The sequence below is a fragment of the Finegoldia magna genome (genome assembly GCF_018371055.1).
In the GTDB taxonomy this organism is placed as follows: domain Bacteria; phylum Bacillota; class Clostridia; order Tissierellales; family Peptoniphilaceae; genus Finegoldia; species Finegoldia magna_I.
Genome location: NZ_JAGYZD010000018.1, coordinates 1 through 15,293 on the forward strand (window position 1 = coordinate 1; position 15,293 = coordinate 15,293).

A 15,293-nucleotide genomic window follows, 5' to 3' on the forward strand; every position below is an offset into this window, starting at 1 on the left:
GATTTGAAGACTGAACTTTTTACATCTGGTGAGAATTTTATATTCAATTACGATGAAAATGATTATATAGATATTTTATTGTTGGATGTTGAGATGAAAAAAATTAATGGCGTGGAATTATCCAAGAGAATTCGTGAGAAAAATTCCGATATTCAGATTATTTTCATAAGTGGTTATCCAGAATATATCGGATACGGATATGATGTCAATGCTTTGAATTTTTTGATTAAGCCTATAAAAAAGGAGAAACTTTTCGAACTTTTGGACAAGGCGACTAATCAAATGAACAACAAAGAGAAGTTCATTATAGTAAAGAACGACGGAATTAATACCAAGATTTTATTGAAGGATATCTTCAGTTGCATTTCGGACAAAAATTACGTGGATATTTTCGCACAAAATAAAAGTTACAGAATTAGGATGACGTTGACACAACTATTGGATATGCTGGATGACAGATTTTTCAAGGTGAGTCGTTCGGAGATTATTAATATTGAAAAAATCGCAGAAACAAAGAAGGATTATGTTTTGTTGGAAGATGATAGCAAATTTTTGTTGTCAAATGCAAAGTTCAACGAGCTTAACAGAAAAATTATTGAGTTTTATTAGGTGAGAGATGAGATTTTTAAGTAAAATTAGGATTTTGTTTTCTAAAAAAGATATTTTTGAATATCAACAACAACTGTTGAACACTCATTATCAAGAAGTGGAGAATATGTACCGTGATATCAGAAAATTTCGCCACAATTACAGAAATCACTTGCAAACTTTGCGTTCTTTTGTGGCTGAAAATGATATGGAATCTATCAAGAACTACTTGGATAATTTGGATGAGAATTTGCATTCTATCGCACCTGTGATTAGGACTGGAAATAGGATGGCGGATGCTATTTTGAATTCCAAGATAACTATGGCGACTAATGAAAACATAAAATGCATCGCAGACTGTAAGATTTCGAATATTTTGGATATAAAAGATATCGATTTGGCGACGATTATCGGGAATTTGTTCGACAATGCGATTGAATCGGTGAGAAATTTGCCAGAAGAGGATAGATTTATCAGGATTTATATGGATATGAAGGGCAATAAATTGTACATTTCATTTACTAACAAGACAAGTAGCAAAAAACAGGAGAAGTTTGGCAGAATTTTCAAGTCGACAAAGGGCGAAAACAGAGGTCTAGGACTTATCAGTATCGACGAAATCGTTGACAAATACGATGGTTACATCAACAGAAATTCAGAGGACAATGCTTTTACGACGGAGATTTTGATATAGTCATCCCTGTTTTTGATATGCTTATCCCTAAAACGTAAATACGATAGTATTTCGGTTAATATATTATTGGGAGGTAGTTATGAAGAAAAAATATTCTACAAATGATAATATTAAATTTATGTTCAATCTTGCGTGGAACAACCAAAAAAGTTTGATTTTCATGCTGATAATTATGGCTATCACGACTGCTGGAATTGATATTTTACAGTTGTATTTTACTCCACAAATTATCAAAATGGTTGAAAATTCACAAGATTTCAGAACAATTATGCTTACAGTTGTCGTGTTTGCGGTTTTGATTTTCGTCTGTTCAGCGACAAAAGAGTCGTTGGATTTGAGAATATTGTCCAAGAAAATCTACATAAGAAGTATTTTGATGAATCAATGTATAGAAAAATTCTTGTCGATGGATTATGAGATGACTTTGGACAAAAATGTGTTGGATATATCAGAAAAGGCGAACACAAATCTAAAAGGAAATGATGTAGCGACGGAAAATATCTGGCTTACGATGAAAGACGTTTTGTATTTATTAATCAGCACAAGTGTGTATTTGATTTTACTTGCAAGGCTTCCTATTTTCATAATTTTGGTGTCGATTATCGCTAGTTTGATTAGTTTTCTGTATTCAAAAAAATTTAAACAATGGAAGTACGATAATAGGAAAACTCAGGCTAAATTTGAGAAGGAATTCAACTACATTTATTCAGTGAGCAGTCAAGAATACGCAAAAGATATCAGAATGTTTGGCCTAGGAAATTGGCTGGACGATATATACGACAGCGTTTTTGTGTTGTACGATGATTTCTTGAACAAAATGGGCAACAAAATGTTGATAGCAGATTTCTTGGATTGCGTGTTCAACCTTTTGAGAAATTCCGTTACATATTATTATTTGATAAATTTTGCAGTGAATGGCAAAATCGATGCCAGTATGTTTTTGTTGGCTTTTTCCGCACAAACAAAATTCGGCTATGATGTTCAAAGATTGTTCAATTTTCTCAGTGTGCTTTTTATGGAAGCGAAGGACATCGCAACTGTAAGAGAGTTTGTGGATTTGGAAGAAAAGTTCAAAAAAGACGGAGGAATCGAATTAAATCCTGATGATGATATTACGATAAAATTCGAAAATGTGGGATATAAATATCCAGGTAGTGACGAATATGTATTGAAGAATGTGAACTTCCAAGTCAACCCACAAGAAAAGGTCGCTGTTGTTGGACTCAATGGATCGGGGAAAACTACGTTGATCAAACTTTTGATAGGATTTTTGGATCCAACAGAGGGTCGTGTGCTTGTCAATGGAATTGATTTGAGAGAACTCAACAGAAGAAAATATTACGAGATTTTCTCTGCGGTGTTCCAAGATTATTCGATATTGCCAGAAACTATTTACATGAATGTAACTCAATCAAAATCTACAGATGATGTGGAAGGCGTGGAAGAAGTGTTGAAATTAGCAGGTCTTTACGACAAGGTTAAGGAATTTCCAAATGGTGTATTCAACACGATTGAAAAATATATCTACCAAGATTCACCGGTTTTATCGGGTGGAGAAACTCAAAAACTACTTCTTGCGAGAGCTTTGTACAAGAATTCGAAGTTTTTGATATTAGATGAGCCAACAGCAGCGCTTGACCCATTGGCAGAAAGGGACTTGTACAACAAATACAATGAACTAACGAAAAACCACACATCGATTTTTATTTCTCATAGAATGGCTTCGACGAGATTTTGCGATTACATTTTGTTGATTGGAAATAACGGGATTGAAGAACGTGGAACTCACGAAGAATTGATGGAAAAAGGTGGAACGTACAAGTATTTGTTCGACACTCAAGCGAAATATTACAGGGAGGACTACAATGCAAAAGAATCTTAAACTATTCAAAGATACTTGGAGTGTTTTGTGGAAAAATTACAAAAAACTAATCATCAACTACACTCTTAACTGTTTATTCTCAGCAGTTTTCCCGTTAATTAGTATTTACGCATCTGCTAGAATGATAGATGGAATTGTCAACAAGATGCCTGTGCGATTTGTAGGTAAATGGGCAGTAATTGCTTTGTTGTCAGTGTTTTTCATTCAAATTATTATCGCCTTGACGAATAAAATCCAAAACACATACAATGACAAGAAATACGAGATATTTTTTCATATTTTATCCGAAAAATACAATGAATTGGATTACAAACAATCCCAAGATACAGAAATTATTGGAGAAAAATCGAATATAGAACAAAACATAAACTTCGGTGAATTCGGAATTATAAGAGTTCTTTACGCATACGATATGATATTGGAGTCTTTATTGGCGATGATAGGTAGTTTGGTGTTGTCGTATCAATTTCTCATTACAAGCTGGAACGCACCAGAAAGTTTTTCGTTTCTAAATAGCGTCTGGATAAATGTTTTGTTGATTGTAGTGGTTGTATTTTTATCGTGGATTTCACAGAAAATTAACGCAAAACAATTTGAAATTTGGCATAAAATAAATGAAGAAGGAAAATTTGGAAATCGAGTGTTCTCATTTTATTGTTCTAGGATGAGAGATCAATATAGAATGCTTGATACTAGAATGTATCGTCAATATAATATTGCATCTAATATGCTTAATGAATGTGGGGTTTTCAATCCTGGTGGAGTTTTTGACAGAATTATGTCGACAGAAGGTGTCACATACAAAATACTCAGCGAATTTTTCTCGAAATTACAAGTTTTGTTGATTTATCTTGTTGTAGTATCCAAATCATTACTTGGTGCTATTTCAATAGGAATGCTCAGCCAATATTTGGGAAGTTTGATAAATTTTACGAGCAATTTGTCGAAATTCTTGGAAGGAGTTGCATTGTACAAAGGTAACACTCCGTACGCAGAACTTACGATGGATTATTTGCACAAAAAATCGGATTTTTACAACGGAAGTTTGACTACGGAAAAAAGATCCGACAAAAAATACGAAGTCGAATTCAAAAATGTCAGCTTCAAATATCCTGGAACTGACAATTGGATATTGAAAAATATCAATTTGAAATTCGACCTTGGAAAAAAATTGGCGATTGTGGGGCAAAACGGTTGTGGCAAGACTACTTTTGTGAAGTTGTTGATTAGATTTTACGATGTTACTGAAGGAGAAATCTTGTTGAACGGAATTAACATCAAAAAATACAGATACGACGAATATTTGAAAATATTCTCAGTTGTGTTCCAAGATTTTAATTTGTTTGCATATCCATTGGCACAAAATGTCGCTTCGGGAATGGATTACGACGAAGAAAAAGTAGTTCAATCGCTAAAAGATGTCGGAATGTACGATGATGTTCAAAAATGGGACAAGGGAATCCAAACTTATCTGTACAAAGATATAGACGAAAATGGAATCAGCGTTTCCAAAGGTCAAGAACAAAAAATCGCCATCGCAAGAGCGTTGTACCAAGACAGTCCGTTCTTGATATTGGATGAACCAACGGCGAGTTTGGACCCTATAAGTGAGGCAGAAATTTACGAAAAATTGGGTCAAATAATCAAAGACAGAACTGCGATTTTTATCTCACACAGGCTATCTAGTTGCAAATTCTCGGACAAAATCATCGTGTTCGACAAGGGAGAAATCGCTGAGACAGGAGATCACGACAGCTTGATTTCGAAGAACGGAATGTATAAAAAATTGTGGGATGCACAAGCAGAATTTTATGTTTAAAAATGAAATTTCCTTCTAAATATGTGGTATAATTTTTATTGAGGAGGAAGGTATGAATCAAAAGAAATTATTGATAGCTTTTTTACTAGCATTTTCCATGACTACAGGAATTAGTTATGCGGAGGAAGAAAACATTATTTCACCAAAAGTTGAAATAAATGACGTACAATTAAATCCTGAAAATAGTACCAAACAAGAGGAAAATTCTACAGAAAAGTCTAATCAAAAAGAAAACCAAAAAGAAGAACAACCACAAGAGGAAAAAGAACAACACAAGGAAGTTCTTACGGACAAAAATGTAGCTGAAAGAGTCGAAGGACATGACAGATTTGAATCTGCAAACAAGATTCACGATGAGTTTTTCGACAAGGCAGAAGAAGTTGTACTTACATCAAGCGAAGTGTTCGCCGATGCGATAAGCTCTGGCAACATCACTGACGGTAAAATGCCGATTTTGTACACTGAAGGTTCCAAGTTAAACGAAAAAACTAGACAACAACTAAAGAACAAAAACATCAAAAAAGTTCACATCATTGGTGGCGAAAAGACAATCAGCAAAGATGTTGAAGAATTTTTGAAAAAAATGGGAATCGAAGTTGAAAGAATCGACGGACATGACAGATACGCTGTCAACGCAAAATTAGCAAAGAACAAGAAAGATGCGGACACATTAGTGTTTGCAAGCGGAGAAAATTATGCAGATAGTTTGAGTTCTGTTGGACTTGCAAACAAAACAAAATCTCCAATTCTTCTAGTTCAAAAAAACACACTACCTACATCAATTAAAGAGTATTTATCATCAATCGATAAGACAAAGATTTTAAAAAGTTATATCGTAGGTGGAGCTAACAGCATTAGCGATTCTGTAAAAGCAGAAATCGACAGCATTCTTAATTTGAAATCTACAAGAATTGCAGGTCATGACAGATACAAAACAAGCGTTGAAGTATCCAAGATCGCTTATCCAAACGCCAAAAAAGCTATATTTACAACAGGAGAAGTGTATGCAGATGCATTAGCAGCAGCTCCAGTTAGTCAAAAAATCGACGCTCCAATTGTTTTAGTTCCAAGAAATAATATTCAATTGGAAAAAGAATCAAATTCTTCTAACAAAGCACAAACTCACGAAAATTATTTGAAAGGTTTGAATGTAGAAGAAAAATCTTATATATTTGGCGGCAAAAATTCTATTTCAGATGATTGCTTCACAAATATTAAGAACGCTTTATTAAAGAAAGAATTAATCAAAGTTTACAAAACAGACAGAAATATATTCAGATTAAAAGATTACGTTGTTAATAACAAAGCAATCTCTTTGTTAACTGAAATGAAAGACACAGCGAAAAAAGTAATCGACGTTGCAGTTAACAAGATTTTGAAAGTTGTTAAGGTTGAAGATAAGTGGGTTAATTTGTCATTCAATGGAATTAACGGATGGATTAGACCGGAAGGATTTAAATATTACAATCCACAAGATTTCGGCACAGTTCACATCACAGTTCCAAATATAATGAACCAAATCACACCAAAATCACAACGTGGCATCAAACAAAAAGCTGCTCCAATTGGTTGCGAACCAACAGCAATGTATCACGCATTACAAGCAAAAGGTTATGCGTTGGAGTACACTTACAATGAATTTTTGAATCAACTCCCAATGAATACTAACGATAATAACACTGGTTTCTCAAAGAATCCTTACGTTTGGGACGCTTATTATCACACAAGAGTTATGGCGACATATATGAACCCAGAACCAATGACTAAGTTTGCGAACAGATTTGCAAATGGTAAGGCAGAAAATATTTCTGGCTCAAATATGAGAGATATTTTGGCTGAACTTCAAAATGGAAACACAATCATGTACTACGGAACGTTGAGATGGGAAAAACCAAGATGGTCAACAAATGTTTACGGAAAGAGATTTTTCGCAAACAACCACGGAATTTGCATCAATGGATACAATCCAAAAACAAACAGATTCTACATTGCAGATCCTTGGTACTCAAACGAAATCACAAAATCATACAGTGAAGTATCGGAAAATTATTTGTCGAGAAGAATGGCAGTAGTAGTAAGATAAATGAATGGTCTCTTTTATAGAGGCCATTTTTTATTTATTTTTGTATAAAATAATTATCACAAACTTCATATGTGATAATAAAACAAATAAAAAAATTATGGAATAAAAATGCTATAGTTTTGATCCAGCAGGATTCCATAAATAAAATTTTATATAGGGAGGCTTTTAGTCTCTCTATTTTTTGCGAAAAAATAAACATATTTTCCTTTATTCACTTAGTTTGTTATGATATAATTGTTAAGGAAATTAATTAGGGGGTTTTTATGGGAGAATATAATATATTTGATATTTTGGGACCTGTAATGATTGGACCTTCTAGCTCTCACACTGCAGGTGCTTGTAGAATTGCAAAGACTGCTCTTATGATTGCTGGAAATGAGTTCACAAAAGTTGAGTTTGATCTTCACGGATCATTTGCGAAAACTTACAAGGGTCACGGTACAGACAGAGCTTTGTTAGCTGGTGTATTGGGAATTGAACCAGACGACATTAGACTTAGAGATTCATTTGCAATCGCTGATCAAAGAGGAATCGACTATGTTTTTAGAGAAGCTGACTTAGGGGATGTGCATCCAAATACTGCGAAGATTACATTTACATACGAAGATGGAACTACTATGTATATCGTTGGCTCATCAATCGGCGGTGGAAACATCGAAATCATCGACATCAACGGAATAGCTGTTCAATTTACAGGAACATATCCTACAATTTTATTGAAATACGTGGATGTAAGAGGAATTATCGCGGATATTTCTTCAGAACTTGCCAGAAATGGTTACAACATCGAAGGAATGAAGACGTTGAAACACGACGGAATCGTAACTTTGATTGTTGAATTGGATAAAAATATCGGCGAAGATTTGACAGAAAATTTATTAAAAGACGATAGATTTCTTTTCACAAAATATATTCAACGAAGTTAAGGAGAGTTTATGTTTGATACATCATTAGAAATAATCAATAAAGTTAAGAAGGAAAACAGACCTTTTTACGAATACGTTATAGAAATAGAAAACGAAAGAACTGGCAAATCTGAAGAATTCATCAGAAATGAATTGTCACACATGCTAGATGTTATGGAAAAATCTGCGACAGATTTCTTGGAAACACCTTCAGTGACTAACCAAAAAATGATCGACGGATTTGCACACAAAATGCACGTTTACGCAAATGAAAATGAACCAATCGTAGGACAATTCACAGCAGAAGCAATGGCGATGGCTTTTTCAACATTGGAAATCAGTGCAGCTATGGGAAAAATCGTAGCATCACCTACAGCAGGTTCATCAGGAATTTTACCGGCAGCTCTTATGAGTTTTAAACAAAGATACAACTGCTCACACGACGAACTTATCGATGCAATGTTAGTTGCAATCGGTGTTGGACAATTGTTGGGAAAATACGCAACATTTTCTGGCGCTGACGGAGGTTGCCAAGCAGAAACAGGTTCTGCAGCAGCGATGGCAGCAGGTGCGTTGATATTTTTAAGAGGAGGCTCTATTGAACAAGTATTCCACGGAGCATCATTTGCAATCCTACACGTATTGGGACTTGTATGTGACCCAATCGCAGGACTTGTAGAATATCCTTGCACATTCAGAAACGCAATGGGAGTTACAAACGCAATGATAAGCGCTGACATGGCATTGGCAGGAATCACAAGTATAGTTCCATTCGAAGAAGTGTGCCAAGCAATGAGGAAAGTCGGCAAAACTCTTCCACCATCATTGAGAGAAACAGGAATGGGCGGAGTTGCAGGAACAAAAACTGGTCAAGATATCAGAAGAAGATTTTTGGGATCATGCAACATCAGTGATGACGACGAAGATTAAAACAAAAAATTATCCACAAGATTTTAAAAATCTTGTGGATTTTTTAATTGAACTATTTGTTTTTGTTTACACTTTTTGCAATCAAAATCGCCAACACAAATGATATCACGATTTCAAAAGGCATATTCGTAGCGACAATTCCTCCAAGAAAATATTGTGCTTTAACGTGCATAACGCTTTCGATTTGTTTCGAATGACAAATAAACGCCATTCCCAAAACACCAACAGTGTTCATTACACTTCCACAAATCGCTGGAATTCCATAGCGAATCACATCGTTTTTGTCTCTTAATTTGTTGTAAACTTGATAAGTCACCACAGCTATTAAAACTCTTGGAAGCACGGAAACCAATGGATTGTAAAACATAAATGAAAGAATTGTCGGCGCAATAATATTATTTACCAATGAAAACAAACCGAACAACAATCCCACGAATAAACTAACCCAAGGACCAGCAACCAATGCAGCAACAATAGTTGGAATATGTAGTGTAGTCACTCTAACAGGACCAATCGGAATCATTCCCAAAGGAGTAAGTCCAAGAACGATAGTCAAAGCGCCAAACACACCGATTTTTGTCAAATCTTTTGTAGTTAATTTCATTTTTTTCCTCCTTGATCATTTACACAATTATACCACTTATACATAAAAATAAGAAGAATAATCTATTTATAAAAAATTTCAATAAGTAATAGCTGGTCAATATTGATTTAGGAATATATAATAAAGTGTAGATTTTAAATCAGGAGGTTATATGAAGAAATTTTTAGGAGTAATTCTTACTGCTAGTATGGTAATGAGCTCATTCACACCGGTACTTGCAGAAGAACAAAACAAAATTACAGTAGACAGAATAAGTGGATCAGATCGTTACGAAACATCAGCGAAAATCAGCCGCATAACATTCCCAAATCACATCAAAAAAATTGTACTAGCGAGTGGGGAAAATTTTGCAGATAGTTTGGTTGCAGGAAGCCTTGCAAACAAGGAAAATGCACCAGTATTATTGACACAAAAAGACAACCTACCACAAGTCATCAAAGACGAAATCAATAGACTTAGCCCAAGTCAAATAATCATTGTAGGTGGAGAAAAATCTGTAAATGTAAAAGGACTTAAAAATGTTAAAAGATTAGCAGGAAAAGACAGATTTGAAACATCAGTTGAAGTGTACAAACAAATTAATCCTAATGGAAAAGTTGCACTTGCAAGTGGACTAAACTTTGCAGATGCATTGTGCGCAATACCACTTTCCACAAAAGAAAACTTGCCAATTATTTTGACAGATGGACATAATTTGCCAAAAGGAATCACAAATGACAAAGTCTCCTTAATCTACGGTGGAGAAAAATCCGTTAATATAAAAGGATTAGAAAATACGAGAAGATTAGCAGGAGCTGACCGTTATGAAACAGCATTGATAATCGCAAAAGAATTCGGAAATCTTGAAAAATTCGTATTAGCAGATGGAAGAAATTATCCAGACGCATTGTCAGTAGCTCCATTTGCACACAAGAATAATCAACCAATATTATTAACAAATCCTGACAAAACAGAATTTATCAAACAAATAGTTAAAGATAACAACACAAAAGAAATCACGGTAGTAGGTGGAGAGTTATCCATATCTTCAAAACAAATTAAAAAAATTGCAAGTGTTGGAATAACTGAAGATAAAAAAACAAACACACCTCCAGTGACACCAACACCAGATAATCCTTCAACGCCAGATAAACCAGGCGAAGATAAACCAGGCGAAGAAAAGCCTGAAGAAAAGCCTGAAGAAAAACCTGGCGAGGACAAACCTGGCGATAAACCAGAAGAAAGACCAGAAGAAAAGCCGGAAGATATTGCAAAAGAAAAAGCTCTAAAAGAAGCCAAAGAAAAAGCAATTGAAGGATTGAAGAACAATGGCATCACATCAGAAATATACATCGACCAAATCAACAAAGCCAAAACAATAGAAGGCGTCAATGCATTAAAAGATGAAATCATCAAAGCGCACAAAAAGAGCGAAGAAGAAAAGCCAGAATACGTAGATATTGAAGATGCGAAGTTATTGAAAGTATTAAACAAAAACTTGGATGTAAACAGAGCAGATGATAAACGTATTACAAAACAAGAAATGGAATCTTTGAAAGAAGTATCCATATTCTTAGACAAGAAAACTAATAAGCCAATATTTACAGAAGAATCCAAAGACACATATTCAATACTAGGGAAAGCCCAAGATTTATCTGATACAGAAAATTTCAAATTCTCTGTAACAAGAGGAATGAAGAGTTTAAAAGGAATTGAATACGCTACTAATTTGGAAAAATTAAAAGTAAATGAAAATGAGATTTCTGACCTTAGTCCATTAAAGGATTTGAAAAACTTGAAATATTTGGAACTTCAAAGAAATAGGATTACAGATGTATCTCCATTAGCAAATCTTAAAAACTTAGAGTTCTTGAAATTATACAACAACATAATTGAAAATGTTGAGCCACTTAAAGACTTGACAAATCTAACAGGATTGGATCTTCACAATAATGTTAAGGTTAGAAAAGAAGGACAAAAGAGAATAAATTATGATGGAATCACAGATATTTCTTCTCTTAAGAACTTAACTAAGTTGACATTCTTTGACGTGTCTGCAAACAAAATCGAAAATGTAGATATAATTCTTGGAATGGAAAAAATAAATCATTTAGATTTTTCGGATAATAAAGTCAGCGATTATTCTAAATTAGCAAACTACATTTTGCCAAGATATATGAAACAAGAAGAAGGAGATGGAAGTGTTGGATTCCATGGCCAAAATGTAATTCAAACTCAACCAGTTACAGTTGATAACAATAAAGTTTCGTTTGCACCAGAATATAAAGGACTAGGAAATTTGTTTAATGAATTTGCCAAAGCTTTTGAAATGGAAGATGCATCGGGACTTGTAAATGTAACAACTAATGTAGAAGGAGTAAAATCTACTTTTGATGTAAAAAAAGACAAAATAAATTTAGAAGTTACAGATGAATTCTTAAAAGCAAATTACGGGAAAACAGTAAGCGCTAACTTAAAAATTGTATTTGCAGAAGCTTACGGATGGAACTTGAATGGCGTAAAATTACAAGTGAAAAAACCAGCAGAAAAACCAGAAACACCTGAAGAAGAAAAAATCGCGATGATTCAAGAAGTCACAACTTCGAATCTTCCAGCAAAAGATGCTATTGCTAAGATTAGGGTTGTTGGTGAAATCAACAACTTTCCAAGCGACAAATTTATTGTGAAATTAGTTGATGAAGAAGGAAAAGAAAATTATCCTGAAATTGAAGTTACTGGAGATGTATCAAAAGCTTTCAGAGTTATAAATATTAAAGTTCCAGAAAATACTACTGATAAGGGAAAAACATACGAAATATACGCAACATCAACAGGTAAGAAGGAAAATTTCAAGAAAGCGGAATTTACTTTAACTCAAGAAAAATCTTCGGGAACACAAGAAGTTGAAAAAACGTTCAAGATTATTTCAAGCAATAAGGACGTTGTAATAACAGTAAATGGCGAAGAAAAATCAGAAGCTAAAAAAGGCGACACTGTTGTAGTAAAAGCAAAGCCTGGAAAAGAAATATCGATGTTTTATGTAAGTGGATTGAATGCAGAAGGAGATCCGATGAAAGTCAACTTCAAACAAGTCGGAGATTCTTACCAATTCATAATGCCTGAAAGCGACTGTACTTTGAATGTCCTAACAAAAGATAAAAAAGTTGCAGAGGAAAATATTCAAGGACTCATATTGCAAACTTCAGACAAAGTATCAAAGGATTCTTCAACTGCAAAAGTTCAACTAAGGGGTATATTGAAAGGAATTACAAATGATAAATTCGTAGTAAAACTTGTCGATAACGATGGTAATGAAACATTTCCTAAAGTAGATGTATTAGGTGATATAAATAAAAATATGAGAACTGTTTCATTTGAAATTCCTAAAAATACTACAACAAAAGAAAAAGAATACACAGTTTATGTGTCATCAACAGGATCCCAAAATTATTTTGTAACTGAAACTGTAAAAATAACACAAGAAAAATCAGATACAGAAGAACAAATTCCTGAAGGAATAATGGATTTATCACTAGAAACAACAGAAAATCTAGATGCAGAAGGTGGAAAAGTTGTTCTAAAAGCAATGGGTAATTTTAAGAATGTTTCTGATGACAAATTCGTTGTAAAATTAGTTGACGATAAAGGAAATGAAACTTTCCCAAAAGTTACAGTTAGTGGGGAAAAAGCCACAAGATTATTGGAATTTGAAGTTGGAAAGAATGAAGAAGCAACAGAAAAAACTTACAAAATTTACGTTACTTCAACTGGATCTCACACTAAATTCTATGAAAAATCAGTTGAAATAAAACAAAATCCATCTGAAGACGCAAAATCATCTATCGAAAAAATCAACATTATTACACCAATACTAAAAAATGGAGAAAAGCTAAGAACAAATATAGTTGGTGAAAATATAAATCCTGATAACTTGACAGTTTCATTCTATAGACTTGTGAACGGAAAATTTGTAAAAGATCCAACCATAAAGTCAACTTTTGAAAAGTCAGGTGAGTTCGAGCAAATTGTTGCAGATAGCATAGCTTTAACAAAAGGCAACGAAGAAGATGTGTACAAAATTTTGGTGAGAAATAAGAAAGATTTGGAGAAATCTTATGAAGCATATTTCAGAGTAAAATATACTGAAGAAAAAGCGTCTTATGAAGAAATTCTTCCAAGTTATGTTCACGCGTCAAAAGACGGCAAGATAATCGAAGTTGGTTTTAATGAAGAAATCGAAGAAATATTTGATGGAAGCTTAAAAGCTGGAATTAGCATCGATAAAAATGCTGACGGAAACTATGAAAGATTAGGAAACCAAGATACTGTTGAGCTGTCAGATAAGAAATTCGTAATTACACTTGAAAAGCCACTAGATGTAAAAGGTCTTGGTTTTAAAAAAGCAAAAATCAAGATAAATCAAGGCATATTTAAGGAAAAAGGCACTGAAAGTTTGAACAGAGATGTTGACTATAGTATCAATATTGGAAAGCCAATCGTTCGTCAAGCTACAATTAAAGGTGACAAGGTCATCACTAACAAAAACAGAACAGTCATTATTAAAGTGAATGGAATGAATTTGTCAGAAGATGCAAGAGTAAAAGCTGTGATGCAAACAAAACTTGCGACAGAAGATACGGATGTAGCAAGAAAAGGAAAACAACCAGAAGTTACAGGAACAATTTCTGGAGCTGGTGATGAACAAACAATAACATTCGAGCTTCCAGAAAACAAAACAGATAGAACAGTGTCTTACGAAATCTTGTACCAACCAGAAAAGAATGGAAAATTCGAAAAATTACCTGGAAATAATCCAAGATCCAGAGCGAATTCAATTGTAATTTCATTGGTCGCAGAAGGCGGGGATGTTAATGCCGCTACGTTAGCATTTATTAAGATTCAAACTTATGGGGCAACTTCTACAGATAAAGGACAAATTCCAGATATAACTTACGGTGAAACTCCGAAAATTCAAGAATCCAAAAAGACATTTACTCACGTTTATGGAACAAACTTAGAAGCTAAGAAAACTAAAGTTAGAATTTTCGACAATAGAGGAGTTGAATGGTACATCGTAAACCAACCTTCATTAGGAGCTGCGGCATTTAAGATGGTAGTTCCAGCATTGAATGGAATTGATGGCGATGGAAATTATCAAACAATGGAAATAATTGGGCCTAACACATTAATTAAGGACCAAATATTCACTTACAAAGTTGCAGTTGATGGCAAAAACTACGATGAAAATGTCGTAGTTCGTGCAAATATATTGGCTTCTGGAAAAACTAATGCCGGAAAATATGATTTGGAAAAACAAGAAACAACATTGAAACTAAACTACGTCGATGTGAATGGTAATCCAATCAAAAATTCTGTAGATAAAAGATCGTACAATTTCTTTGGAGAATGTGCAGCAGGAATTTATCCAGATGAAATCGAAAATTACAAACCAGTTAAAATAGTTCGTAATTCAGATAAATCAGATAAAACAGAAATAAAATTACCAGACGGAGTGGACTACACAGATTACAGAAATCTTCAGACAATACTAGGAGTAAACCAAATTGGCGACAATCCAGAGTATACTATAGTTTATGAAAAAACTAAATAAATTTCACAAAAGCTTCCTTAAGCAAGGAGGCTTTTGTGTTGTAAAAAAATTGTAAAACCCTCAAAAATTAGTCAACGCTAAATTGATATGATATAATATTTTATATATAAACAAGAAAAACGAATGACTGATGGAGGTTATTTTGGAAGTTATACAAGTAAAAAAAAGTTTAAATTTGAAGGGCGAGGTCAAGATTGA

9 protein-coding genes are annotated in these 15,293 nt (G+C 33.8%); 8 read left to right on the forward strand and 1 reads right to left on the reverse strand.

All coding sequences use genetic code 11. The features are described from left to right. From KHW44_RS01650 to sdaAA, 7 genes are all read left to right on the forward strand, one after another. A partial coding sequence (locus KHW44_RS01650; protein WP_304065139.1) for a LytTR family DNA-binding domain-containing protein occupies window positions 1–609 on the forward strand: 609 nt, incomplete at its 5' end. 7 nt (window positions 610–616) lie between these two features. Next, window positions 617–1,282, forward strand: a complete 666-nt coding sequence (locus KHW44_RS01655) for a sensor histidine kinase (RefSeq protein WP_094204424.1) — start codon at window positions 617–619, stop codon at window positions 1,280–1,282. 79 nt (window positions 1,283–1,361) lie between these two features. Next, the gene (locus tag KHW44_RS01660) at window positions 1,362–3,164 is read left to right on the forward strand and encodes an ABC transporter ATP-binding protein (protein ID WP_304065144.1); all 1,803 of its coding nucleotides are present in this window, start codon (window positions 1,362–1,364) and stop codon (window positions 3,162–3,164) included. Continuing rightward, window positions 3,148–4,983, forward strand: coding sequence for an ABC transporter ATP-binding protein (locus KHW44_RS01665; RefSeq protein ID WP_304065146.1), 1,836 nt, complete (start codon window positions 3,148–3,150; stop codon window positions 4,981–4,983). Before KHW44_RS01660 ends, KHW44_RS01665 begins: the two co-directional genes overlap by 17 nt. Window positions 4,984–5,035: 52 nt before the next feature. Beyond that, entirely contained in the window at window positions 5,036–7,066 is a 2,031-nt protein-coding gene (locus KHW44_RS01670) for a cell wall-binding repeat-containing protein (RefSeq protein ID WP_304065148.1), read from the forward strand. 263 nt (window positions 7,067–7,329) lie between these two features. After that, window positions 7,330–7,992 (forward strand): L-serine ammonia-lyase, iron-sulfur-dependent subunit beta, encoded by a 663-nt coding sequence (gene sdaAB, locus KHW44_RS01675; protein WP_304065150.1) that lies wholly within the window; start codon window positions 7,330–7,332, stop codon window positions 7,990–7,992. Between the two features lie 9 nt (window positions 7,993–8,001). Continuing rightward, entirely contained in the window at window positions 8,002–8,901 is a 900-nt protein-coding gene (sdaAA, locus tag KHW44_RS01680; RefSeq protein WP_094210472.1) for an L-serine ammonia-lyase, iron-sulfur-dependent, subunit alpha, read from the forward strand. A gap of 52 nt (window positions 8,902–8,953) precedes the next feature. Here the strand turns inward: sdaAA and KHW44_RS01685 are convergent, their stop codons facing one another. Further along, window positions 8,954–9,505 (reverse strand): ECF transporter S component, encoded by a 552-nt coding sequence (locus KHW44_RS01685; protein ID WP_002835767.1) that lies wholly within the window; start codon window positions 9,503–9,505, stop codon window positions 8,954–8,956. A 151-nt stretch (window positions 9,506–9,656) separates the two neighbouring features. Between KHW44_RS01685 and KHW44_RS01690 the strand changes: the two genes are divergently transcribed. Beyond that, window positions 9,657–15,095, forward strand: a complete 5,439-nt coding sequence (locus tag KHW44_RS01690) for a cell wall-binding repeat-containing protein (protein ID WP_304065156.1) — start codon at window positions 9,657–9,659, stop codon at window positions 15,093–15,095. Window positions 15,096–15,293: the final 198 nt, after the last annotated feature.

Bases quoted from the DNA above. Each gene is read 5' to 3' on its own strand.
- KHW44_RS01690 (WP_304065156.1), top strand. From the start codon at position 9,657: ATGAAGAAATTTTTAGGAGTAATTCTTACTGCTAGTATGGTAATGAGC.
- KHW44_RS01655 (WP_094204424.1), top strand. From the start codon at position 617: ATGAGATTTTTAAGTAAAATTAGGATTTTGTTTTCTAAAAAAGATATT.
- sdaAB (WP_304065150.1), top strand. From the start codon at position 7,330: ATGGGAGAATATAATATATTTGATATTTTGGGACCTGTAATGATTGGA.
- KHW44_RS01685 (WP_002835767.1), bottom strand. From the start codon at position 9,505: ATGAAATTAACTACAAAAGATTTGACAAAAATCGGTGTGTTTGGCGCT.
- sdaAA (WP_094210472.1), top strand. From the start codon at position 8,002: ATGTTTGATACATCATTAGAAATAATCAATAAAGTTAAGAAGGAAAAC.
- KHW44_RS01670 (WP_304065148.1), top strand. From the start codon at position 5,036: ATGAATCAAAAGAAATTATTGATAGCTTTTTTACTAGCATTTTCCATG.
- KHW44_RS01665 (WP_304065146.1), top strand. From the start codon at position 3,148: ATGCAAAAGAATCTTAAACTATTCAAAGATACTTGGAGTGTTTTGTGG.
- KHW44_RS01660 (WP_304065144.1), top strand. From the start codon at position 1,362: ATGAAGAAAAAATATTCTACAAATGATAATATTAAATTTATGTTCAAT.